Annotated in this window: 24 protein-coding genes, 2 pseudogenes and 1 riboswitch; of the genes and pseudogenes, 3 read left to right on the forward strand and 23 right to left on the reverse strand. The window is 33.6% G+C overall.

Features of this window, described 5'->3' with window-relative positions:
* Nucleotides 1-61: 61 nt before the first annotated feature.
* The 3 genes from queC to ACYQ39_RS03560 form a co-directional block, all read right to left on the reverse strand.
* Nucleotides 62-760, reverse strand: a complete 699-nt coding sequence (queC, locus tag ACYQ39_RS03550) for a 7-cyano-7-deazaguanine synthase QueC (protein WP_459841634.1) — start codon at nucleotides 758-760, stop codon at nucleotides 62-64.
* A gap of 290 nt (nucleotides 761-1,050) precedes the next feature.
* Nucleotides 1,051-1,806 carry an acyl-CoA dehydratase activase gene (locus tag ACYQ39_RS03555; RefSeq protein WP_459840499.1) on the reverse strand — a complete coding sequence of 252 codons (756 nt, stop codon included), beginning with the start codon at nucleotides 1,804-1,806 and terminating at the stop codon, nucleotides 1,051-1,053.
* Entirely contained in the window at nucleotides 1,807-2,805 is a 999-nt protein-coding gene (locus ACYQ39_RS03560) for a 2-hydroxyacyl-CoA dehydratase family protein (protein WP_459840500.1), read from the reverse strand.
* Nucleotides 2,806-3,034: 229 nt separating this feature from the next.
* Between ACYQ39_RS03560 and ACYQ39_RS03565 the strand changes: the two genes are divergently transcribed.
* Nucleotides 3,035-3,478: a QueT transporter family protein gene (locus ACYQ39_RS03565; RefSeq protein ID WP_459841636.1), complete on the forward strand. Its 444-nt coding sequence runs from the start codon at nucleotides 3,035-3,037 to the stop codon at nucleotides 3,476-3,478.
* Nucleotides 3,479-3,530: 52 nt separating this feature from the next.
* Here ACYQ39_RS03565 and ACYQ39_RS03570 read toward each other — a convergent pair whose 3' ends face one another.
* From ACYQ39_RS03570 to ACYQ39_RS03625, 12 genes and pseudogenes are all read right to left on the reverse strand, one after another.
* Entirely contained in the window at nucleotides 3,531-3,659 is a 129-nt protein-coding gene (locus ACYQ39_RS03570) for a hypothetical protein (protein ID WP_459840501.1), read from the reverse strand.
* A gap of 109 nt (nucleotides 3,660-3,768) precedes the next feature.
* Nucleotides 3,769-4,035: a hypothetical protein gene (locus tag ACYQ39_RS03575; protein ID WP_459840502.1), complete on the reverse strand. Its 267-nt coding sequence runs from the start codon at nucleotides 4,033-4,035 to the stop codon at nucleotides 3,769-3,771.
* Between the two features lie 253 nt (nucleotides 4,036-4,288).
* Nucleotides 4,289-5,047 carry a tetratricopeptide repeat protein gene (locus ACYQ39_RS03580; protein ID WP_459840503.1) on the reverse strand — a complete coding sequence of 253 codons (759 nt, stop codon included), beginning with the start codon at nucleotides 5,045-5,047 and terminating at the stop codon, nucleotides 4,289-4,291.
* 124 nt (nucleotides 5,048-5,171) lie between these two features.
* The gene (locus tag ACYQ39_RS03585) at nucleotides 5,172-6,836 is read right to left on the reverse strand and encodes a ribonuclease J (RefSeq protein ID WP_459840504.1); all 1,665 of its coding nucleotides are present in this window, start codon (nucleotides 6,834-6,836) and stop codon (nucleotides 5,172-5,174) included.
* A gap of 211 nt (nucleotides 6,837-7,047) precedes the next feature.
* Nucleotides 7,048-7,926 carry a 4-hydroxy-tetrahydrodipicolinate synthase gene (gene dapA / locus ACYQ39_RS03590; RefSeq protein ID WP_459840505.1) on the reverse strand — a complete coding sequence of 293 codons (879 nt, stop codon included), beginning with the start codon at nucleotides 7,924-7,926 and terminating at the stop codon, nucleotides 7,048-7,050.
* An 18-nt stretch (nucleotides 7,927-7,944) separates the two neighbouring features.
* On the reverse strand, nucleotides 7,945-9,165 hold the full coding sequence (gene dapG / locus ACYQ39_RS03595; RefSeq protein ID WP_459840506.1) for an aspartate kinase: 1,221 nt from the start codon (nucleotides 9,163-9,165) through the stop codon (nucleotides 7,945-7,947).
* 9 nt (nucleotides 9,166-9,174) lie between these two features.
* Nucleotides 9,175-10,182, reverse strand: coding sequence for an aspartate-semialdehyde dehydrogenase (locus tag ACYQ39_RS03600; RefSeq protein ID WP_459840507.1), 1,008 nt, complete (start codon nucleotides 10,180-10,182; stop codon nucleotides 9,175-9,177).
* A gap of 145 nt (nucleotides 10,183-10,327) precedes the next feature.
* Complete coding sequence (locus tag ACYQ39_RS03605; RefSeq protein WP_459840508.1) at nucleotides 10,328-10,921, reverse strand: dipicolinate synthase subunit B; 594 nt, start codon at nucleotides 10,919-10,921, stop codon at nucleotides 10,328-10,330.
* Nucleotides 10,922-10,999: 78 nt separating this feature from the next.
* A complete protein-coding gene (gene dpsA, locus ACYQ39_RS03610; RefSeq protein ID WP_459840509.1) occupies nucleotides 11,000-11,878 on the reverse strand; it encodes a dipicolinate synthase subunit DpsA in 879 nt (292 codons plus the stop codon).
* Between the two features lie 73 nt (nucleotides 11,879-11,951).
* Complete coding sequence (gene dapB / locus ACYQ39_RS03615; RefSeq protein WP_459840510.1) at nucleotides 11,952-12,746, reverse strand: 4-hydroxy-tetrahydrodipicolinate reductase; 795 nt, start codon at nucleotides 12,744-12,746, stop codon at nucleotides 11,952-11,954.
* Between the two features lie 76 nt (nucleotides 12,747-12,822).
* A riboswitch (Lysine riboswitch) is annotated at nucleotides 12,823-12,997 on the reverse strand.
* Between the two features lie 67 nt (nucleotides 12,998-13,064).
* Nucleotides 13,065-13,313, reverse strand: a complete 249-nt coding sequence (locus tag ACYQ39_RS03620; protein WP_459840511.1) for a YlmC/YmxH family sporulation protein — start codon at nucleotides 13,311-13,313, stop codon at nucleotides 13,065-13,067.
* A gap of 141 nt (nucleotides 13,314-13,454) precedes the next feature.
* Nucleotides 13,455-13,553: pseudogene (locus ACYQ39_RS03625) on the reverse strand (zinc ribbon domain-containing protein); the annotation flags it as partial.
* A 20-nt stretch (nucleotides 13,554-13,573) separates the two neighbouring features.
* Between ACYQ39_RS03625 and ACYQ39_RS03630 the strand changes: the two are divergent.
* Nucleotides 13,574-13,675: pseudogene (locus ACYQ39_RS03630) on the forward strand (ribbon-helix-helix domain-containing protein); the annotation flags it as partial.
* 108 nt (nucleotides 13,676-13,783) lie between these two features.
* On the opposite strand, the gene ACYQ39_RS03635 reads toward ACYQ39_RS03630, so the two are convergent.
* The 5 genes from ACYQ39_RS03635 to ACYQ39_RS03655 all read right to left on the reverse strand — a co-directional run bounded on the left by ACYQ39_RS03635 (nucleotide 13,784) and on the right by ACYQ39_RS03655 (nucleotide 18,835).
* Nucleotides 13,784-15,658: a methyl-accepting chemotaxis protein gene (locus tag ACYQ39_RS03635; protein WP_459840512.1), complete on the reverse strand. Its 1,875-nt coding sequence runs from the start codon at nucleotides 15,656-15,658 to the stop codon at nucleotides 13,784-13,786.
* Nucleotides 15,659-15,951: 293 nt separating this feature from the next.
* Complete coding sequence (gene dut, locus ACYQ39_RS03640) at nucleotides 15,952-16,386, reverse strand: dUTP diphosphatase (RefSeq protein ID WP_459840513.1); 435 nt, start codon at nucleotides 16,384-16,386, stop codon at nucleotides 15,952-15,954.
* Nucleotides 16,387-16,441: 55 nt separating this feature from the next.
* Complete coding sequence (locus tag ACYQ39_RS03645) at nucleotides 16,442-17,311, reverse strand: VanW family protein (protein WP_459840514.1); 870 nt, start codon at nucleotides 17,309-17,311, stop codon at nucleotides 16,442-16,444.
* Between the two features lie 7 nt (nucleotides 17,312-17,318).
* Nucleotides 17,319-18,056, reverse strand: coding sequence for a polysaccharide deacetylase family protein (locus ACYQ39_RS03650; protein WP_459840515.1), 738 nt, complete (start codon nucleotides 18,054-18,056; stop codon nucleotides 17,319-17,321).
* A gap of 8 nt (nucleotides 18,057-18,064) precedes the next feature.
* Nucleotides 18,065-18,835 carry a polysaccharide deacetylase family protein gene (locus tag ACYQ39_RS03655; protein ID WP_459840516.1) on the reverse strand — a complete coding sequence of 257 codons (771 nt, stop codon included), beginning with the start codon at nucleotides 18,833-18,835 and terminating at the stop codon, nucleotides 18,065-18,067.
* Between the two features lie 368 nt (nucleotides 18,836-19,203).
* Between ACYQ39_RS03655 and ACYQ39_RS03660 the strand changes: the two genes are divergently transcribed.
* Nucleotides 19,204-19,944 (forward strand): N-acetylmuramoyl-L-alanine amidase family protein, encoded by a 741-nt coding sequence (locus ACYQ39_RS03660; protein ID WP_459840517.1) that lies wholly within the window; start codon nucleotides 19,204-19,206, stop codon nucleotides 19,942-19,944.
* Between the two features lie 87 nt (nucleotides 19,945-20,031).
* Here the strand turns inward: ACYQ39_RS03660 and sleB are convergent, their stop codons facing one another.
* The 3 genes from sleB to ACYQ39_RS03675 all read right to left on the reverse strand — a co-directional run bounded on the left by sleB (nucleotide 20,032) and on the right by ACYQ39_RS03675 (nucleotide 23,083).
* Nucleotides 20,032-21,081: a spore cortex-lytic enzyme gene (sleB, locus tag ACYQ39_RS03665; protein ID WP_459840518.1), complete on the reverse strand. Its 1,050-nt coding sequence runs from the start codon at nucleotides 21,079-21,081 to the stop codon at nucleotides 20,032-20,034.
* Nucleotides 21,082-21,204: 123 nt separating this feature from the next.
* The gene (locus ACYQ39_RS03670; protein ID WP_459840519.1) at nucleotides 21,205-22,140 is read right to left on the reverse strand and encodes a cell wall hydrolase; all 936 of its coding nucleotides are present in this window, start codon (nucleotides 22,138-22,140) and stop codon (nucleotides 21,205-21,207) included.
* Between the two features lie 103 nt (nucleotides 22,141-22,243).
* Nucleotides 22,244-23,083, reverse strand: a complete 840-nt coding sequence (locus tag ACYQ39_RS03675) for a deoxyribonuclease IV (protein WP_459840520.1) — start codon at nucleotides 23,081-23,083, stop codon at nucleotides 22,244-22,246.
* Between the last annotated feature and the right edge of the window lie 99 nt (nucleotides 23,084-23,182).

Here is a 23,182-nt window from a genome sequence, read left to right on the forward strand (position 1 = left end):
CCTTTTAAAATATAAGATTTTTGATTTTAACTGTAAACTGTAAATTGAACACTGTCAACTATTATTTATACTCCACTGGATCTTCATAACCTGCCTCTTGAAAGGCATTAAGGCGTAATACACAACTATCACATGTACCACAAGCTTGATCTTCTCCTCGATAACAAGACCAAGTTAGACCATAATCTACACCTAATTTCATTCCTAGTTCAACCTCTTGGGCTTTAGTCATATCAATAAAAGGAGCATGAATCTTAATTGGACGACCCTCTTCTGCTCCACATACAGTCCCCTTATTAACTGCCTTTTCCATAGCATCAAGAAACTCTTGTCGACAGTCTACATAACCTGAGTAATCAACTTCACTGACTCCAATAAAGACATTCTGTGCTCCTACAGCCTCAGCATAAGATGCAGCATAAGATAAAAAGATCATATTTCTAGCCGGCACATAAGTAGTAGGAATATCTTCTCGTTCAGCCTCTCCATCAGGAATATTCATCTCATTATCAGTTAAAGCTGAACCACCCCAAGCTGACATATTAGTCTCTACTACTACATGTTCTTTGACTCCTACTTTCTCTGCTATCTCTTTAGCAGCTTCTAATTCTCGATCATGGCTCTGTCCATACTTAAAAGAAAGTGCATAAACTTCATAGCCTTTAGATTTTGCTAAATATAAAGCCGTCGTTGAATCAAGTCCACCTGAAAACAAAACTACTGCCTTTTTCATTTTTATCACCTCAAAATAATTTAGTATAAGCTGTTAATAATTCGAATTCATTTAGATAACTAAGTTTCAAATAGAGACTAACTAATATAAAGTGGCACTTTTGTGCCACAGCTATCTGTCGTCTGCAAATGGTTTTTATTACGGAAGGTCTTTTTTTAGACCTGTATGGTGTGCTAGCAGCAGATTTAAGACCTTTAAATTCAAATCAAAATTATTATAATTCCTACAACATAGGATATTATAAGAACTTGAATTAGCTTTGCTTTACTGTTTTGATTTTGATTGAGCCCACGACACATAGCTCATGACTCACAGCTTTATGTCAATAATCCATAATAACAACAACCAATTGCTCCATTAAACTGTGGTTTATCTAAAGTAACTATTTCGTCATAATCATCTTCTAGATATTTTTTAATAGCCTGATTATAAGCTACTCCACCTGATACAATTAATCTTCTTCCCTTAAATTGAGTTAATAAAGGACGTAATCTTTTATACATTGAGTAATTAACTCCAGAACATAATCGCTCTATCTCAACTCCCTCAGCAATCTGGCCAATCAATTCTGATTCGGAAAAGACAGCACAAGTAGCATTAAGCTCTACAGGGTCTTTATAATGATTAGACATTTCATCTAAAGAAACTTCTAAAACATTAGCCATATTCTCTAAATATCTACCACAAGAAGCTGCACACTTCTCATTAAGTTCTAAATCTGTAATTATTCCTTTTTCAACCTTGACTGCCTTAACATCTTGTCCACCTACATCTAATAGGATAAAATTCTCTAAGCCAGTCTGATAAATAGCCCCATAGACATGGGCTTTAATCTCATTAATCGGTTCAAACTTCTTTAAGTCAGTATTATTTCTACCATAGCCTGTTGAAACTTGAATCTGGGTCTCTGGTATATCAAGTTGGTTAGTATCAACTACAACTTTTCCTTCAAATTTACAGTAATCTCGATAGAAGGACATAGTACTAACTTTAAATTGCTCTATAATCTTATCATTCTCTAAAACTACAACCTTTACTTCTCGACTTCCTAAATCAATTCCTAATGCTCTCAACTACTTTAGCTCCTTCCTATCTCCTAGCATATCAAGAAATGCTTCTAATCTAAGTTTCATTCGTGAATCAAGCTCTCTTGATTTATCACCACGAAGGTTTAGAATTGGTAAATCCAACTCTTCTTTAATTAAAATATTATTTAATTCTCGATGACAGAAAGCCTGAGTATAATGAATAATTCCATCTAAATCTCTATTTTTAATCTGTCTTTTGATCTTTTTTAACCTAAAATCTAAATCATAGGGATAAGTATAATCATAATATTGTTGGTATATATTATTGGCTTCTTCTGCTCTAGGAAAAGCAAATTCTCTCTGAACTTCATTGTAAACGATATAAGCATCAAAGTTAGTTACATAATCATATAAGTCAGCCATCATAGGAGGTACACCTATATAACCTAATCTTACCTTTTTATCTATAGGTTTTCTATTCTCTATTTCAGCTATCTTTTCTTTAAACTCTTCTTCAAATTTAGCAAGATTACCAGTAAAATCACTACAGTTTACTTGATAAAGATGATTTTCAAAACCAGTTGCTTTATTCTCTTGCCAAGTCAGTTGATCTAACCTCTTAGCTAAACTTCTAATCTGATTCAACCTTGCTCTAGTCTCTGATACTTCCTCTTTAGTCACTCCAAATTGTTCCATAAACTGATTAATAGCTAGTGTAACATCTTCTATATCATGGCTATTGGGATAAGCTAGAGGATAAGTCTTAATCCCTTGAGCTTCTAATATCTCAGATAAAGCATGAGTATTAGAACAATCACCTTCTACTACACTGACTACTTCAGTAATATTCTGTTCTAAACAAGCTCCATAAATCCCTTTAATCCAAGCACAAGAACTTTTAGGAAAACCATCTCGTTCAGCCTGGTCAATATATTGATCATAATTATCAGAAGTAATAAATAAATTATTAAGATCAACTGCCTGATAACCTGCTGCTAATAAAATTTCTATAGGGACAGTAGTAGTAATTCCTATTTTTTTCATGTTACCATTACTCCTTCAAAATAAATATTTAAAGTCTAAAAATAATTTCCTACAACGAAATAATTATAGCATAAAGTTTGATATCAAAGCAAATTTAGAGTCTGATAGATTAATATTTCTTTTAAATTTATAGTTTTATTGATATGATAGATAATTAAGGATCTATTATATAAAAAAATCTATCAATAGAAAGGAGAGGTTTCAAATTAATTCTAAACTAATTACTAAAATAGCAAGTATAGCCGCTATTTATGTAGTAATCACTCTTATATTTGCTCCTTTTTCTTATGGGCCAATTCAAGTTAGAATATCGGAAGCACTGACTATAATCCCTTTTTACTTTGGCCCTTGGTCTGCTATTGGATTATGGATTGGCTGTATGATAGCAAATATCTTTGGGGGATTAGGTATAATAGATATAATATTTGGCAGCATTCTCACTCTAGTTGCTGGTCTATTAACATCTAAAGCTCCAAACAAATGGTTGGCAGGTATTTTTCCTGTAATTATTAACGCTTTAGGAGTAGCCTTGATTTTAAAATATACAGTTGGTGCCCCTTACTGGATCACTAGTTTATACATAGGAATTGGAGAAACAATATCAGTTTATATTATTGGTATTCCAATTATTAAACTCTTGACAAACAAACTAAAAATAGAAGTTGAAAATTGATAAGATCAATTTATAATTAAAGGGCAATGTTTGAACATTGCCCTAAATTATACTATAGATGCTCCTCAACTTCTTTTTCTAACTCTCTTTCTACACTATTTTGATTCATCATCTGTAGCCTATTTATAAATATCTGTCTTTCAGCCATTCGTTCCTTAACTCCATTTAAATCTATATACATTTCTCTCCCTCCTTACACAATTTAGTATATCCATTTTGAAACTTTAATATAGAAGTTAAAATAATTACCGGCAAAAAATAAAAAAACCGCCTGTTAAGGCGGTAATAAATTATTGCTGATATAACATCATTTTTAACTTACCCTTAGCTGCATCAATAAAGTTTTCTTCTATATGGTCATCACATGATTGCTCTAAGTCCCCTTCAACATGATCTAACATCTCTTCAACAGAATTCTTCCAAGTAGTACCATAGTAAGGGGAATCTCGATTAGAGTTTTCTATTCCGTACCTATTTTCATCCTTAAGCAAAGCATAACCCGTATTGTTATCATCAGCATCTCTAATCTCCAATAATAACTCATAATCATTTGTCATTTACACTACCCCCTTTATCATAATAAAATAATCTAACAGAATGTGATAAATATCACAATTGGTAGTCCGCTTATTTCTTTTTATTATTTAAAAAAGTCATTATATACTTATTATATTATATTCATAACTATTCATTATTTAATCATCTTAAAGTAGATATTATTATTTAGTATACCTTATTTTTTAGTATATATTATGCATTATTTATTAAAACAGTTCCTATTTTAAGGAATTTATCTTAAAAATAGTATATCTATTTTTGCAACAGTCTATCTACCCGTTTTAAGTTGACTCTAGCTTTATTATAACTTGGATCAACTTCTAAAGCTTGTTGATAAGCCTGCTTAGCATCTTTTATCTGATCTGTATTTTCATAAGCTATTCCTAAATTATTATATAAATAAGGAATTTTAGGATTAAGTTTAGCTCCTTTTTCTAAAACTATAACTGCTTTTGTATATTCACCAATTTGAATATAAGATAATCCTAAATTATTGATGGCATAATAGTTGCTAGTATTTCTTCTAACTGCTTCTTTGTAATTTTTAATTGCTGATTTATATTCTCCTTGCTCCATATAAATTCTACCTAAAACATTATAAGCATCATCTTCTTTTTGATTTACTTTTAAAGCTTTATGCAAAGTTTCAATAGCTTCTTTTTTCTTGTCTTTTTTTAAATAAGTTCGACCTAAATTGACTAATACCCTATAATGTTTAGGATCAATCTTATAGGCTTTTTCTAATTGAGTTTCAGCAAAATTATATTGGTCTAATCGCATATAGCTTAATCCTAAAATATAGTGGGGATACAATAGATCAGGAGCTTCAGATACAGCTTCAATTAAGTCATAAACAGCTTGTTGATAATTACCTGCTCTAAATTTTTCTAATCCTAACTGATACTTCTCTCTAGCTAACTTAGAGCTTGCATAACCAATACTATTAACTGATATAACTCCTATTATTAAAGAAGTAATCACCAATAAAACCCATAACTGTTTCCTTTTCATATTTACCCTCTCCTGTCTTCTAATCTTATAATCTTCTTATAGTCTTATCTTCTAGTTTAATCAATATTTCCCTGCAAAAAATAAAAATTAGGGTGGAAATTTCCACCCTAATTAATAATAACTATTATACTTCCATAATAATTGGCATAATCATTGGATTCCGCTTAGTACGTCTATACAAGTAACTATCTAAGGAATCTCGAATCTTAGACTTGAGCACAGACCATTCTGTAATATGCTTTTCTTCACATTTTTCTAAAGCTTTCTCTACTCGCTTAGTAGCATCGTTAATTAAACCTTGAGAACCTCTTACATAAACAAAACCACGAGTAATAATGTCAGGCCCAGCTACTACTTGACCTTTACCATTAATAGTAACTACTACCATTAAAATTCCATTCTCAGATAGGATTCTTCTATCTCGTAAAACAACACTACCTACATCTCCAACACCTGAACCATCTACTAAAATTCTTCCTGATGGAACAGTACCTTGTGTATAACCTTTATCCTCAGTTAAGACTATACGATCACCAAGATCAGGCAGGAAGATATTTTCCTTAGCAACTCCTACTTCTTTAGCTAAATTAGCATGTAAATGAAGATGTCTATACTCTCCATGAACTGGGAAGAAATATTTAGGACGAGTTAGATTTAACATTAATTTTAGTTCTTCTCTACTAGCATGACCAGAAACATGTACACCAGATACAGCCTCATAAATTACTTCTGCCCCTTGTTTAAAGAGCTGATTAATTGTATGGCCAACAGCTTTAGTATTACCAGGAATTGCTGTAGCTGAAACTACAATAGTATCTCCTTCACCTACACTAATTCTGTGTTCTCCTCTTGACATTCGAGTTAAAGCTGCTCTAGGTTCTCCTTGACTTCCAGTAGTTAATAAAACTACCTTATTATCTGGTATATTTCTAATTTCATTAATATCAATAATTAAGTTATCTGGAACATCAAAACAACCTAATTCACGACCAATCTTTACATTATTAATCATACTCCGACCACTTAAAGCAACTTTTCTATTATAACTAGCTGCTTTATCAAATACTTGCTGAATTCGATGGAAATTAGAAGCAAAACTAGCTACTATAATCTTCTGATTACCTTCTTTAAATGCATCATCAAGAGTCTGTCCTACTTTTTTCTCTGAACTGGTATATCCTTCTCGTTCTACATTAGTACTATCAGAGAATAAAGCTAATACTCCATCATCTCCTAATTCAGCAAACTTATGGATATCAGTCATCTTACCATCAATTGGTGTCTGATCAAACTTAAAGTCACTAGCATATACAAGTGCACCTAATGGAGTATGAACTGCTAAAGCACAAGCATCAGCAATACTATGATTTACCCGAATAAAATCAACTTCAAAGGAACCAATTTTAGCAGAATTACCTGGATCTACCTGTCTTAAATAAGATCTAGATAATAAATTATGAGACTTCAATTTTTCACGTAATAAACCTAAAGTTAATCTTGTTCCATAAACTGGAACATTTAATTTTTTAAGAATAAAAGGTAAAGCTCCAATATGATCTTCATGACCATGAGTCAGAACTATCCCTTTTACTCGCTCCCGATTTCTTAATAAATAAGAAATATCTGGAATAACTAAATCAACTCCACGCAGATCCTCCTCTGGAAACTTAATCCCAGAATCTATTATAAGGATCTCATCATTCATCTCCACTAGCATCATATTCTTACCAATCTCTCCAACTCCGCCTAGTGGAATGACTGAAACCGCATCATTATTTTTTTGTGACATTTAATAAAACCTCCGTATATATTTTTTACCCGTCTTTGTGTAATTATCTTCCCGTTTGTATCTATCCATCAACACTAATCTTATTAGCGAAGTAAGATTAGCCATTCAAACTTCCCCGCTATTAGATCTACTTTACATTATAAATGATTTACTAGATAAATACAAGAGCTGTTTATATTCAGTAAAAAAAGAAGCTACCACAATTGGTAGCTTACAATAGATTATAAGTAGTTAATACTCTTTTTAGATCATCTTCCATTTCTGTTGAAAGCTCTATTAATGGCGGACGTAATCCTCCTGCAGTTGGCCCCACTAAATTTAAAGCTTTCTTAACAGGAATTGGATTAGTAGTCATAAACATAGCATCAAATAGTTCATTTAAGTAAGCATTCTTTTGAGTAGCTAAATCAAGATTACCTTCTTTATAAGCAGTAATCATCTCTTTAATCTCATCTCCAACTACATGAGAAGCTACACTAATTACTCCTGTACCACCAACAGATAAGATAGGTAATGTTAGACCATCATCACCACTATAAATCATAAAATCATCCTCTGTTAGTGCATTGATCTTAGCAGCTTGTTCTACACTACCACTAGCCTCTTTAACAGCTACAACATTATCGATTTCAGATAACTTAGCTATAGTGGTTGGCTCTATATTTCTACCAGTACGACTAGGTACATTATATAAAATAACTGGTAAATCAGTAGCTTCAGCTATACTTTTAAAGTGTTTCTTTAACCCAGCTTGAGGTGGTTTATTATAATAAGGTGTTACTAACATAGCACCATCTACTCCAAGCTCTTCAGCCTCTTTAGTAAAGTCAATACTCTTAGCTGTAGAATAAGATCCTGTTCCAGCTACTATAGTTGTTTCTTCTCCTACCTCATTAATTACAGTCTTTAATAACTTAACCTTCTCTTCATGAGATAAAGTAGGTACTTCACCAGTTGTTCCTAAGACCAACAGCCCATCAGACCCATTTTCCACCAAATAACGGGCCAACTTAGCCGCTTGTTGGTAATCAACTTCAAGATCATCATTAAAAGGAGTTACCATTGCTGTTAAAACTTCACCAAAACTCATTCCTAGACACCTCCAGACTTAATTACCTAACTCAAAATAATCGTGTAAAGCACATAAACTAGTTTCTTCATCAACTTCTTTAATCAAACAAGAAATAGCAGTATGTGAATCAGTAGTCTGATAGATAGAGATATCATTATCTGCTAGAGCCTCTACTACACGAGCCATAACTCCTGGCACCCCAGTCATTCCAGCTCCTACTACTGATACTTTAATATAATCAACAAATATTTCATAATCATATCCTTTATCTGCTAATAACTCTTCAGCCTGTTCTTCCAAATTTTTATTAATCATAAAGCTAATTAAGTCGGAACGTACATTAATAAAATCAACACTTATTCCTTCAGCTGCTAAAACCCTAAAACAACCTAAAGCAGTAGCATCTTTCTGTTGTGCTCTAGGATAAATTTTAACTAAGACTAAATTACTTCTACTAGTAATTCCTGTAACTGGTTTATCACCTTTAATCTCTATTTCATCCTGCTCAAAAGCATTAGAGATCACAGTCCCTTCAGCATCACTAAAGGTAGAACGTATAATTACTGGAACTCGCTCTCGTTTAGCAATCTCTGCTGCCCGAGGATGAATTACTCTAGCACCTTGATAAGCTAACTCACAAGCTTCATCATAAGTAACATGTTTTAAAGTCTTAGCGTTAGGTACAATTCTTGGATCAGCAGTCATTACCCCTTCTACATCTGTATAAATCTCTACCATTTCAGCATGTAAAGCAGCACCTAAAGCACAAGCTGTTGTATCAGAACCACCTCGACCTAAAGTAGTAATCTCACCCTGCTCAGATATTCCTTGAAAACCAGCTATCACTGGTATCTTATTCTGGTCAATCACCTCTAGAATCTGTTGAGAGTTTATCTCTTTAATTTTAGCCTGACCAAAATTTTCATCTGTAATAATTCCTGCTTGGGCTCCAGTTAATGGTTCAGCTTCATAACCTCTTGCTTTTAGAGCTTGAGTAATAATTGCCGACGAAATCACTTCACCACAAGACATCAGTAAATCCTGAGCTCTTGGTTCTATAGTATCATGAACCCCTTGAGCAAAATCAAGTAAAGTATCTGTTGCATAAGGAGCTCCTTCTCTACCAATGGCTGAAACAACAAGAACAGGTTTACGTCCTTGATTAATACAATCAAGGACTTTATCAATTACCTGTTCTCTTCTTTCAGTAGTAGCTACCGATGTACCGCCAAACTTTTGAATTACTATCTCACGCATTTAGTCACCTCACTTTTCTGCAACCAACCTCTCAGCAATCTGGATTGTATTTAAGGCCGCACCTTTTCGTAGGTTATTTGCCACAACCCACATATTTAAACCATTTTCAATGGTATGATCTTCACGAATCCGTCCCACTAAAACATCATCAATCTCAACAACATCACTCTGTAACGGATAAGTCAATTCAGCTGGATCATCTTCGACTCTAACCCCAGCTGTATCAGCCAATAATTCTTTAGTCTCTTTAACTGTTAATTTATCATTAGTTTCAATATTTACTGACTCAGCATGGCCATAAAGTACTGGAACTCTAGCTGCTGTAGCAGTAACCTTAATTTCTTCATCATTCATAATCTTTTGTGTTTCATTAACCATCTTCATTTCTTCTTTAGTATAGCCGTCGTCAAAGAAAATATCAATATGTGGCAAGACATTAAAGGCTATCTGATGAGGATAAACCTCTGGATTAACCTCTTTTTCCTCTAAAACTGCCTTACTCTGCTTCCATAACTCATCCATAGCATCCTTACCAGTTCCTGATACAGCCTGATAAGTTGATACAACAATTCGATCTATTCCTGCTGCATCATAAATTGGCTTTAAGGCTGCTACCATCTGAATAGTAGAACAGTTAGGATTAGCAATGATCCCATTATGTTCAAAGATATCTTCTGGATTAACTTCAGGTACTACTAAAGGCACCTCATCATCCATCCGATAAGCACTACTATTGTCAACTACTACTGCTCCTCGCTTAACAGCTTCTGGAGCAAGTTTCTTACTCGCACCTGATCCAGCACTAAAGAGAGCAATGTCAACTCCTTCAAAAGAATCTGGAGTAGTAGCCTCTACTACATAATCTTCACCTTTACAAGTCATTACTGTTCCAGCAGAACGTTCTGTCGCCAATAATTTAAGATCAGAAAAAGGAAAATCACGCTCCTCTAAAATACTAACCATCTCTCGACCAACAGCTCCAGTGGCACCTACTACCGCTACATTATACTTCTCCATACTCAATACCTCCTAAGTTAGTGTGTAGTGTACAGTTTACAGTCTACAGTCTACAGTTGACAGTCAAAACCAATTTCTATAGATTATTTTAAGATAATTTTTATTTATTAACTGTAAACTGTTAATTGTCAACTGTCAACTGAATTTAAATCCCTTTATATTCAATAACTACTGGTTGTATCTGCTTACCTTCTAAGGCATATTTAGCAGTATCAACAATTAAATCCATTCTAGCTACCAATGAATTAGGCTTTCCATTTGGATTATCTTGACCAAAAGGAACAAAATAAATGTAAGGTGTATTCAAAACTAAACCTAAATTTTTAGCATTATTGCCTAAAGCATCATTAGTAGCAATCGATAATACTACTGGTCGGCTATTTCTCAATTGGGCTTTAACAGCCATAGTTACTGTAGTATCAGTAATACCATTAGCAATCTTAGCTGTAGTATTTCCTGTACAAGGAGCAACAATTAATATATCTAATAGCTCTTGCGGGCCAATTGGCTCAGCCTCTGGAATAGTAGTAATCGGTTCATTACCAGTAATATCAACTACCTTCTCTTGCCATTCTTGAGCAGTACCAAATCTAGTATCATCTTCTTGAACTGCACCAGATAAGATAGGATAAACATTGGCCCCTTGCTTGACTAAATCTTTCATAGCTGGCATTACCTTAGCTAATGTACAATGAGAACCTGTCAGAGCAAAACCAACTGTCTTATCAGCAAAATCCACAGACAAGCACCTCCCTATTGATAAAGCTATGAGTCTTGAGCTGTGAGCTCTTAGTTTTAACTCACGACTCATTACTCACTACTCCTGACTTAATAACCGAGGGATAACATTACCTAAAATCTGTCCTGCACTATCAGGGGCTACCTTACCAGGCAATCCTAGAGCCAACTCTGCTTGAATCCCTAACTTCTGGGCAACATCAAAGTCTGTACCTCCAGGAGCAGAAGCCAAATCAATAATTAATGTTTCTTGCTTAACCTCTTTAAGTACTTCTTCATCTAAAACTAAGGCTGGTGCTGTATTAAAGATAAAATCAGCTTTACTAATCTCACTAATTAAATCTTTAAAGTGGACTGGCACTAGTCCCATTTCAGAAGCCCTAGCTAAATCTTTAGGTTTACGAGCTACTCCAAAAGTATTACTGCCTAATCCTTTTAGCATTCTAGCTAAAGTTAAGCCTACTCGACCTAATCCCAAAACAAAAGAATTATTATTATGAAGATTAATTGGGGCTTCTCTAATAGCCAACTCTATAGCACCTTCAGCAGTAGGAATAGCATTTAAAATAGCTACTTCATCTAAAGCAGCTAATTCAATTAATTCTATATCATACTTTTGGCACCATTCTTTAATCTTAGGTTTAGCAAAACCAATAAAGAATTTAGCACCTGCCTGTAACCTAGCAAAAAATTCTTCTGTTAAAGAAATATCCTCTTCTACAAAAGTCTTTTTTATCTGATATTGTTTATTAGTTCCTGTCATTGGTGCAATTACTGCATCGAATTTAGTAGATATTTCTTGTAATGAGTCAACTGTTTTAATTCCTTTAGATTCAACTTTAGGCTGTCCTAAAACTTCAACATCAGCCCCACTTGTTTGTAGTATAGACAACAACTTAACTTCTCTGTCATCTCCACCTAATAGAGCAATCCTTTTACCTTCTAGATTATAGTCCACTATCTATCCCCCTTTCTCTAAATCATTATATGTAACTTTATCTTAGTAAGTGCTTGTCTATTTAAAATTTATTTTATAAATCAATTAAATTATCTAATCCGTAAACTACTCCTTCAATCTCAGACAACTTTCTAATTGCCAATTCAACTCCAGGCATAAAAGACTTTCGATTAATTGAATCATGCTTGATACTTAAAGTCTGTCCTTCTCCTCCAAAAATGACTTCTTGGTGAGCTACTAATCCAGGTAGTCGAACACTATGAATGTTAATATCATCATGTTCTCCACCACGAGCCCCTTCTAACTCTTCTACTTCTGCTACTTTCTGCTCTGGTTTATCTAAATTCTGGCTAATTAATTCAGCTGTCTTAATAGCTGTACCTGATGGAGCATCTAACTTGTTATCATGATGTAACTCAATAATCTCTACATCATCCATAAACTCAGCTGCCTTCTGAGCAAAGTTCATCATCAAAATAGCTCCAATAGCAAAGTTAGGTGCAATTACTACCTTATTTTGCTTCTGATTCCAACCTTCAATTTTAGCTAAATCAGGTTCTGTAATTCCAGTTGTTCCAACTACAAGGTCTATCTGATGGTCTAAAACAGTCTTAATCTGTTCCATTACTACCTGCGGATTAGTAAAATCAACTACTACATCAGGCTTAACTTGCTCTAAAGTAGTCGCTAAATCTTCAGTTATTTCCATAGGTTCTTCATCTAAACCTAAAATTTGATGGATATCTTCTCCAATATCCTCTCTATCAACTGCTCCTACTAACTCAAAATCATCTACTTCTGAAATCATTTCTACTACTGCTTGGCCCATTCTACCATTGGCCCCAGAAACTACAATTTCAGTTACCACTCTATCACTCCTTTATTTAAAAGTAATACCTATAACAAAAGCGATTGGTAGCTACCAATCGCTTCAAATTTCGAAACGATAAGATAGCACAACACTAGCGCTTCTAGTGACAGTATTGTATCTCTTAAATACAACCCCAACCTAATCTAATTATCAACTAAATTAGGTTTCGGCAATAATTCCTTTTACTATAGTTCAAAGCTGACTTGCTCCCTATAGTTACTGATAATTATTGCTCCTCAATCTTACCCTCATTATTAAATTCTATTACGTTGTCTATTACATTGTCTAATATTTAATTAACTTTGTCAAGCCTTCTTAGAATTTTTCTAAAGGTAGATCAATAATGACTATTTCACTGCCTACTTTTACTACTGAATCCCAAGGAATCTCTAACTCTTGCTTTCTACCTACCATTCCAAAAAGGCCTCTTTGATTAGGAATTAAAATTGACTCTAGAGCCCCAGTTTTAGTATTAAAGATTAAGTCGGTATTATTAATTAAGCCTAACCGCTCCCCATTATGTAAATTTACAATCTCTTTCCCCTGTAGTTGACTTAATCTCATTCATTGACCCTCCTCGGGGCAAGCCCACGAGGATTCTTAGGCTGAGAGTGTAACCACTACTCATATATAGCAAGTCTAAAATACAAGACCTGCTATGTAAACTCCTAAGCATAACTTCCCGTCAGCCCAACGGTACAAATCCTAAGTGGTACTTGCCTTAATTTTTAATCCTTCATTTAAAATATTTTTACTAGCGTTAATATCTCTATCGTGCACTTCGCCACATTCAGAACATTCCCACTTTCTAACTTTTTAAAGATTTAATTGCTAAATTAGATAATCTTTCTAAAGAAACTAGAATACCTAAATCTAAATTGCTTGATGAGGCTATTAAGGACTTACTTAAAAAACATAAAGAATAAGGTCAAGACCGTCCACTCTTACTTACCACAGGGCATTATCAAGGGAGACCATTGCTATAATAAATTCACCACAGTAGTTTGCGAGTGGACTTAACTTCTATCACTCCTTTAATTAACTTTGAATCTTTCTACTAAGTTTTGTAACTCCTGGGCCAACTCAGCCAGTTCTTGAGCTGAATAGGTTACTTCCTGAGACATACTATTAATCTCTTCTGAAGCTTTTTTAGCTTGATTACTATTTTGAGCCAAGTTCTGAGCTCCAGCAGCAGTCTGTTGAATCTGAGCTGATGTCTCCTGAATAGCATTCTTAATCTGAGCAAAGACTTCTTCTGTCTCTCTAGCTACTTCCTTCCCTGATTCAACTTTATCTTCTACTTGATTAATAAATTCTAAACCAGCTTTTGACTTAGCTTGTGTTTCCTGAATCAAGTCTGCTATCTTTTCAGTAGCCTGAGTAGTTTCATTAGCCAACTCTCTAATTTCATCAGCTACTACAGCAAATCCCTGTCCTTGCCCACCTTTACAAGTTCCATCAGTAGAACTTGCTCTTGCCGCCTCAATAGCTGCATTTAAAGCAAGTAAATTAGTCTGATCAGCAATATTACTGATCATTTCTACAATCTGATCAATCTCCTGTGATTTATTATCTAACTCATTAATTACTGTTACAGCCTTAGTTACAGTCTGATTAATATCCTCCATACTGGATAGAGTCTGTTGTATATTTTGATTACCAACTTGAGCTTGTGAACTAGCTTCTTGAGCCAAACTAGTTACTTCTTGGCTACTAGCTGAAATCTGATCAATACTAGCCGTTATCTCCTCTAAGTTTTGATTATTCGTCTCAATAATTGCATTCCCTTCTTGAGCCGAAGCAGATAACTCCTCACTATAAGCCGATAAATCCTCACTAGTATCTATTATACTAGTTACTAACCTTCTCTGTTGCTTAGTACCGCGACTGAAAGCATCTGCCAAAATCCCTAACTCATCACTACGATCTAAATCTAAATTTACAGTTAAATCTCCTCGTGCTTTATTTCTCATAGTAGCAACCAGCTCTAAGATAGGACGACTAAAACTAAGAGCCAACCAAGCTGCTACCCCAGATGCTACTGCTCCAGCAATCAAGACAATTACTATATTTCTAATTAAAATCCCTTGTAACTCACTAAAAGCCTTTTTAGTAGATTGTTGCACTACTAACGACCAACCTAAGCCTTTTAAAGAATAATAAGAGGCTAACATATCTTCTTTCTCTTTATTAGAATAAATTGCACTTCCATACTTGCCACTTAATGCCCTTTTAACTGGCATTAATTTTTTATTATTTGCCTGCTCTAAGACCATATTCTCATTAGGATGAGCAATAACTACTCCTTGACTGTCAGTAATATAGATTTCTCCTGATTCTCCTAGATTAACATTATTTACCATCTGTTGTAAAGTAACTAAACTTATATCTACTCCTAAAACCCCAACTATCTTTCCCTGCTCTTTAATTGGAGTAGATATAGTAATACAAGGTTTATCTGTTTCAGCTGAAATATAAGAATCAGAAATATATATAGTATCTTTCATAGCCTCTTTAAACCAAGGACGATGGCTAAAACTTTCACCTATATGTTCTGTCTCCACACTAAAACTCACTAACTCTCCTTGCTTATTAGCTACATATAAATATTGAAATAAAGAATATTTATTAAGATACTTATCAAATATCTTTCGATGCTGTTTTAAATTCATACTTTTAACTTTATCCATCTCAGATAAGATATTGACTGTTTTAGCTAATCCAGAAACCTTATCTTGAATCTGACTACTCATTTGCTGAGCTAATAAATTATTCCTCTCAATTACTTTATTCTTAATCATATTCTGGCTATTATTATAGCTAACAATCCCATAGATCAAAACTGGTACCACTGCTAAAGCAACCATAGCAATCATCAACTTCTGTTTCAACTTCAACTTAGCTAACATTCTTTTCCTCCTAGTAGTTATATACTTATAATATTATTTTTCTATAGCCTAAATTACTTTAAATTGATATATTGTGTCACTGAAAGTGACACAGCTGTGAGTTGTCTGCTATGTGCTATGAGCCAATTCAAAACCTTTAAATTGATTTTATGCTTTTGAATTTGAAGTAGCACACGACTCATAGCTCATAACTCACAGCTGATATAAAGTGGCGCTTTATATCAATTATATTACACTTCTTCAATTAAATTCAGGTAGTAAAATTACTTTTCACTAGTTACTAATACTGTATATTAAACCCCAGTATGACCATATCCTCCTGTACCTCGTTTAGTATCATCCAAATCATTTACTACTTCCCATTCTACTTGTTCATACTCTTGAACTACTAGCTGAGCAATTCTATCTCCTTCTTTTACCTGAAAAGTCTGTTGCCCATGATTAATTAAGACAATACCTATTTCACCTCTATAGCCAGGGTCAATAGTTCCTGGGGCATTTAAGACAGTAATACCATGTCTCAAAGCCAACCCGCTTCTAGGGTGAACAAATCCTGCATAACCCTCTGGTAAAGCTATTGCTATTCCTGTCTTGAATAATTTGTAATCTCCTGGTTCTAAAGTTCCTGCCTCAATAGAACAAAGATCCATTCCTGCATCTTCACTACTACCATGTTGATACTTTGGAATAACTGCTGCTGGGTCTAACTTTTTAATCTTCATCTTCATTTTTCCCTCCTGTATTAATTTGTGAAATAATTAAGCTATCTAGTAACATTATTATTTATTCCTCACTAATTTCTTCTTTTCCTGCCTCTGAAACTAAAATAAAAACTTTTAATCTACCTTGCAGAATCTTAGTACGAATAATAATTGGGCTAGACAGATTATTCTTAAATTTAAAATCAAGATAGTCCCAAGTTACAGTAGCATCTTTTCCTTCTGGTACATAACCAACATCTCTAGAGTGGGCATGTCGTTCAACTATTTTAAAATAATCAGGTAGAGCATTATAAAGCGTACTTGAAACTTGACAAATTCCTCCTCCTACTCCCTTAGTTAGCCTTCCTTCTACAATCTGTGGCCCTTCTTTAAAGCCACGTTCTTTAGTTCGCGGGCCAACTACCTGATTAAAAGAAAAAATCTCTCTTGGTAATAGCAGTTCATTATTAATCAATTTGGCTGCTAGCTTAATATTAGCTCTACGTCCTGGCCTACCGGTAATTATAGTTGTGTAACCATCCAATTTCTCTGTAACCTTAGCTACATCTTCAGCAGTAATAATAGGCTCTAAAGAATAGCTTACTGGCAACACCCTACTTCCCTCTTCAGCCTCCATAATCTGATTTAAAGTGGCAGTCAAATCAACAATCTGTCCCTTGGTAGCTGATTTAATCTCTCCTGTATCTTTATCAACACTAGCTGGCAAAGGATAAATAGTAACTTCTGGCGTTAAACGATAAACTAAGTCCTCTACTTCTAAAGGTAAATAATCACTAAGGTCTTGATTTAAAAAATTAACTCCTTCTTCTACTCCCCAAACCATACGAATTAAATTATCAACTTCTGCTAGTAAAACTACAATTAAAATAATAACAAAAATAATGATTCCTGTAATTATTAACTTTCGACGTAAGTTAGTTAGTTTATTCATATTAATCCTACTCCAATAACTGTGATACAGTTACTATATTGTATCCTTCATTTTGTAATTTAGATATTATCTGTGGTAATGCTTGAGTAGTAGGTTTAGTAGGATGCATCAAAACAATTCCGCCTGATTTTGCTTTTCTCATTACTCGCTGAATAATTCTAGCTGGTTTAGGGCGTTGCCAATCAATTGTATCAGCACTCCACATAATTGTTTTATAACCTATTTGACCTGCTATTTGAGCGACTCTATCGTCTACTTCACCATAAGGTGGAGCAAATAAGTTAGTCTTATAGTCTGCTATCTCTTGAATCAAACGTTGATTTTCTAATATTAAACTCTTCAACTCTTCTTCTGATAATTGCTTAGGATGTACATGCTTTAGACCATGATTACCTAACTCATGTCCTTGCTCTTTAATCTCCGCTACTAACTCTGGAAACTTCTTAACCCAACTTCCCACAAAAAAGAAAGTAGCCTTAACATTATATTCATCTAACACATCTAACATTTGAGGTATATACTCTTGGCCCCAAGCTACATTAATAGTCAAGGAAATAGCCTGCTTGTCAGTTGGCCCGTGATAATATGGTTTAATCTGTTGCTTAAAAACAGGCTGTTCTATTGTTGGTTGAGAATTATCAAATTTAATAAAACTAAAACTAATCAACATAACTAACCCAACCAAACCCAATACTACCTGTCGATTGAGAGGAAAATAAAATATTTTAACTTTCCTTTTACCCATCTTTTCACCTACCTATTCTTTTTCTGTAGCCCAGAATGTGATTCAACATAATAATCATCTTTATAAATCAAGTCTGAAACTGGTACTATCTGATACCCCTTCTCTTTAAGTTGAGGAATCAAGCGTTCTAAGGCTTCTGCTGTATGTTTACCATTATTATGCATTAACACAATGGCCCCTGGACTAGCGTTATTTAAGACTCGATTGACAATAAAATCAGCACTAACATCTTTCCAATCTAATGAATCAATAGTCCATTGAATAACATGATAGCCTAACTCATGTGATGTCTCAATAACTTGATTGTCATACTCTCCAAAAGGTGGTCTAAATAGAGTTTCTTTATCTCCAGTTAAATCCTTAATCAATTCACTTGTCCGTTCTAACTCTGTTTTAATTTCACTAGTACTTAACTTCGTCATATGTGGATGTGTATAACTATGATTACCTACTTCATGACCATTAGCAGCTATTTCTTTGACTAAATGAGGATTTTCTTCTAACCAATTACCACCAAAAAAGAAAGTTACATTGACATCATTCTCTCTAAAGATTTCTAACAATCTTGGAGTATACTCTGCTCCCCACATACCATCTAAGGTAATTGCTATCTTTTTTTCAGAAGTATCTACTTTATAAATAGGAACTAATTTTTTACTACTTACTTTTACTGCTTGCTTAAAAAAAGAATCATTCATTACTACCCCTAATAAAAAGAAACTAACACTTACTACTACAAATAAGACTAATAAATCTTTCTTTGTCAATTCAAAATTCATAGTTGGCCCTCCTTCAACATCCCTTGCTATCTATTTATTCAAGGAAGGAACTAAATATCACATCTTGGCTTAAAATAAAATTAATGGAATATTTTACTGTGAATATTACTAACTAACTTTAATATACTTTTTATAAACTAGTGAAATCTCTTCACCTGAAAGTTCATAGATTAAAATAAAGTATAATTGATATAATGTGTAACTTTGCGGGATATGCTATCAGCCATGAGCCAATTCAAAACCATTACATTCAAAATCTAATTCCCTATTAATTCTATATTCCAGAGATTTGATTATATTTATGATTTTGACTTTGATTCAGCTCATGACTCACACCTATTGATATTACTTATAAAGGAATGAGTAAAATGAAAAAAGTAAAGTTTTATTTTATCTCTGCTCAATTTCTTATTATCTTTTGTGCAGCTATTCTATTCTTATTAAGTGGATTAGTTACATGGGTAGTCAAAAGTACTCCTGCTACTTCTCAATTAGGAAAGACGATTATTGTTGATGCAGGTCATGGGGGAGTAGATCCAGGAACACATAAAAATGGTGTTTTAGAGAAAAATATTAACCTAGCAATCGCTGAAAAGTTAGCTGACTATTTAGACCGGGGTAGTACTAATGTAATTATGACTAGAAACAAAGATAAACTATATCAAGATGATCGAAATAAAGATATTGTTCATCGAGTTAAAGTTGCTAATAGTAAACAGAAAGGCTTATTGGTTAGTATTCATGTTAATAGTTTTCCTAGTCAAAACTCTTTTGGGGGGCAGACTTTCTATGCTCCTAATGATAAAGAAGGAAAGAAATTAGCAGCAACTATTCAAAAAGAATTAATAAATATTCAACCTGAAAATCATCGTAAAATCAAACCTGGTTCTTATTATTTATTAAAGAAGACTAACATACCAGCTGTTATTGTAGAGGTAGGATTTATCAGTAACCCTAAGGATCGCAAGCGAATAACTAACTCTCAGCAACAAAATCGTATTGCAAAAGCAATAGGGAAAGGTATTATTAATTACATTAACAATAAATTACCTAATTCTTCAGCTAAAGAATCTATTAGATCACCTATATATGTAGCAGGTGAGAAATAAGTGTGAATAGTAACTAAATACTGCTCACACTTATTATTTCTCACACCAACTAAAAAAGAAGCCTTTTCATTATCATAAAAGACTTCCTTAACTAGCAAAATAATGTTCGCCTATTTTTTTGATTATCTCTCTGGTATAGATCCAATGAGAAGTAACTTTTACTGGATTATAATAAAAGACTGCCCCTTCACTTGGATCCCAACCCTTTAATGCATCATGAACAGCCTTCTTAGCTGTCTCATCTGGTTCTAACCAAAATTGACCATCATGAACAGCTGTAAAAGCCCACGGCTGAAAAATAACTCCCTTTACTGTATCAGGAAATCTGGAATCCTCAACCCGATTCAAAATCACTGATGCTACAGCTACCTGTCCAATATAAGACTCACCTCTTGCTTCTGAATAGACTGCTCGCGTTAATAGATTTAATTCTTCTTCTGACACATCAAGCCTAGTATAACTACTTGTATCGTTAATAGTCTTATTAGTAACTCTAGCTTGAGGCACCTTCAAACGTTTTCCAGGATAAATATAGTCAGAAGTCAAATCATTAACCTCTTTTAACTGTTGGATAGAGGTATCTAGTTTATTTGCTATCTTATATAAGCTATCTCCTGCCTGTACCTGATAATAACTAGAATTATTTATACTTTCGTTACTTGTACTAGCAATACTTATAGTCTTATTAGCAACTTTAGCTTGAGGTACCTCTAAACGTTTTCCAGGATAAATATAATCAGAAGTTAAATTATTAACCTCTTTTAACTGCTGGATAGAGGTATCCAATTTACTTGCAATCTTATATAGACTATCTCCTGGTTGTACCCAATAATGATTAGGGGTGGATACACTCTTTAACTTCTGAATCGTTTGAGCTCTTGCAATACCATCAATAGTCAACTGATGGTCAATCTGAAAATCAATCACTGCCTGTTGAGTTCCTAAACCATATGCTCCATCAATAGCTCCTTGGTAATATCCTTCTTGCTTTAATCTCTGTTGTAACTCTATTACATCTTGACCTTTATTTCCAAATAATAAGGTCCTATCACCAAAAGAAGCAGCTTGAGCATTAACTACAAATAACATTACAGTTATCATAACTAAAGTTAATACTACAGTTGACCTACGGAACATTAAGTCACACCCCCTCTAAATATTAAATTAGCACTTATAATCTTAATATAAGGATTCTTAATTAGCAATGGTAGTTGTTGTAAAATAAAAAAACCTCTAATCTCCATAAAGGAGACTAAAGGTTTACTTAGCAAATACATGATTTCCAATTTCAACAACTACATCTCGTGTTTTAAACCACCACATATGCCTAGCTGTATCAGGATTATAAAAATAACAAGCACCTCGAGTTGGATCTTTTCCTTTTAAAGCTGCTCTAGCTGCTCGATAAGATGTAGCATTAGGCTGTAAATTAATCTGCCCATTAGCTACTGGCGTAAATTGTCCTGGTTGATAAACAACATCTCTAAGATTATCAGGAAAATAAGGACTAATAACTCGATTTAAAATCACTGCACCAACAGCAACTTGTCCAATATAAGGCTCCCCTCGAGATTCACCATGAATCAATCTAGCTAATAACTCAAATTCTCGATCATTAATAGTATGATATAAAACTTCTTTTCGAGACAAATTGTTAATTGGTAATTTAATCTTATCTCCTAATCTAATTACATTTGAATTAAGCTGATTAAGCTTTTTAATTACTGTTACACTAGTATTAAATTCATTGGCTAGCTTATATAAACTGTCTCCTCTTTCTACATAATAATTTAAAGTCTTTAATTGGTTTACATTCACTTGAGAAGTTGGTTTCTTCTCAATTATAATCTCATACTGTTCATTAGAATTCAACTTATATTCTGCTAACTTATCTTCTGATTGATAAAAAGAAAAGAAAAGATTTCTATTTGAAGATACTTCATTAGCACTAATACTACTTTCTTGAGGTATTACTAATTCATCACCAAATTTTATAAATTCATCTTTGGTAAGATTATTTACCTCTCTAATCCTATCTACAGTTACCCCAAATCTATGGGCCAAATCAACTAAAACATCTCCTTCTTGAACAGTATAAACTATTTTAACTTTAAAACTAGGTGTAGCTAACCCTATTTGACTGGTAATAAAAACTAACATAAGACACACTAAGCTCATTAACAAAAGCCGTTTCACTGTAACCTACCCCTCCTTCCTATATACTATTTCTATACTTCTTGCTAAAATCCTATCTGATCTTTAAAATTTTAATTATATAATTTATACCAATAGAGATAAGTTATCTAATTAAATTACGAATAGTAGCTAAATTCTGTTCATCATTTCCTTTCTTATCAACAGGTGTCTCTAAAATAACTGCTTTATCGTTAATTAAATTATGTTCTAAAAGATTCTCAAATCCAGTTGAACCAATTTCTCCTTGTCCAATATGTTGATGTCGATCTTTATTAGAATTCAACTCTCCTTTAGAGTCATTAGCATGAATAACCCCCAACTTATCTATGCCAAAAACAGAATCAATACTAGTCAATAATTTATCGACTTCATCTTTATTTTGCAAATCATATCCAGCTGCAAAACCATGACAAGTATCAAAACAAATACCTAGTTTTTCTACATCATCAACATAAGAAAACATAGCTTTTAACTCTTCAATAGTAGACCCTAAAGCAGTACCACTACCAGCTACATTCTCTAATAAAATCATTACTTCAGGATCGGTCTCAGATATAACTTCTTCTAATGCTTCTCCTACTCTTTTGATGCCTGCCTCAACTCCAGATCCAGTATGACTACCAGGATGTAAAACAAGGTATTTAGCTCCTAATCTATCAGCTCTATTTACTCCCTGTTTCAAAGAATTAATAGATTTTCGATATAGATCATCTTTAGGAGATGCTAAGTTGATTAAATAAGGAGTATGAATTACTAAAGGGCCTAGGTTATGTTGAGATAACTTCTGTTTTAACCTATTGACTTCATCATCTTTTATTTCTCTTCTCTTCCAACCTCGAGGATTAGTAGAAAAAATTTGAAAAGTATCACAATCTAATTCTGCAGCTCGTTGGGCTGCTTTATCTATTCCGCCACTAATAGAAGTATGGACTCCAAATTTCATCTTATCACTCCCTATATTTTAATATTACTTTGTTGGATAGTTGATATAAAGTGGCACTTTCGTGCCACAGCTATCAGCTGTCTGCTATGTTCTATGAGC

The organism is Halanaerocella petrolearia, from assembly GCF_054657875.1.

Excerpts from the sequence above, each read along its gene's own strand:
- ACYQ39_RS03660 (WP_459840517.1), top strand. The coding sequence starts at position 19,204 with ATGAAAAAAGTAAAGTTTTATTTTATCTCTGCTCAATTTCTTATTATC.
- ACYQ39_RS03580 (WP_459840503.1), bottom strand. The coding sequence starts at position 5,047 with ATGAAAAGGAAACAGTTATGGGTTTTATTGGTGATTACTTCTTTAATA.
- ACYQ39_RS03600 (WP_459840507.1), bottom strand. The coding sequence starts at position 10,182 with ATGGAGAAGTATAATGTAGCGGTAGTAGGTGCCACTGGAGCTGTTGGT.
- ACYQ39_RS03575 (WP_459840502.1), bottom strand. The coding sequence starts at position 4,035 with ATGACAAATGATTATGAGTTATTATTGGAGATTAGAGATGCTGATGAT.
- ACYQ39_RS03675 (WP_459840520.1), bottom strand. The coding sequence starts at position 23,083 with ATGAAATTTGGAGTCCATACTTCTATTAGTGGCGGAATAGATAAAGCA.
- dapG (WP_459840506.1), bottom strand. The coding sequence starts at position 9,165 with ATGCGTGAGATAGTAATTCAAAAGTTTGGCGGTACATCGGTAGCTACT.
- ACYQ39_RS03645 (WP_459840514.1), bottom strand. The coding sequence starts at position 17,311 with ATGAATAAACTAACTAACTTACGTCGAAAGTTAATAATTACAGGAATC.
- ACYQ39_RS03655 (WP_459840516.1), bottom strand. The coding sequence starts at position 18,835 with ATGAATTTTGAATTGACAAAGAAAGATTTATTAGTCTTATTTGTAGTA.
- dut (WP_459840513.1), bottom strand. The coding sequence starts at position 16,386 with ATGAAGATGAAGATTAAAAAGTTAGACCCAGCAGCAGTTATTCCAAAG.
- ACYQ39_RS03620 (WP_459840511.1), bottom strand. The coding sequence starts at position 13,313 with ATGAGATTAAGTCAACTACAGGGGAAAGAGATTGTAAATTTACATAAT.
- dapA (WP_459840505.1), bottom strand. The coding sequence starts at position 7,926 with ATGAGTTTTGGTGAAGTTTTAACAGCAATGGTAACTCCTTTTAATGAT.
- ACYQ39_RS03560 (WP_459840500.1), bottom strand. The coding sequence starts at position 2,805 with ATGAAAAAAATAGGAATTACTACTACTGTCCCTATAGAAATTTTATTA.
- ACYQ39_RS03585 (WP_459840504.1), bottom strand. The coding sequence starts at position 6,836 with ATGTCACAAAAAAATAATGATGCGGTTTCAGTCATTCCACTAGGCGGA.
- ACYQ39_RS03570 (WP_459840501.1), bottom strand. The coding sequence starts at position 3,659 with ATGTATATAGATTTAAATGGAGTTAAGGAACGAATGGCTGAAAGACAG.
- ACYQ39_RS03635 (WP_459840512.1), bottom strand. The coding sequence starts at position 15,658 with ATGTTAGCTAAGTTGAAGTTGAAACAGAAGTTGATGATTGCTATGGTT.
- sleB (WP_459840518.1), bottom strand. The coding sequence starts at position 21,081 with ATGTTCCGTAGGTCAACTGTAGTATTAACTTTAGTTATGATAACTGTA.
- ACYQ39_RS03650 (WP_459840515.1), bottom strand. The coding sequence starts at position 18,056 with ATGGGTAAAAGGAAAGTTAAAATATTTTATTTTCCTCTCAATCGACAG.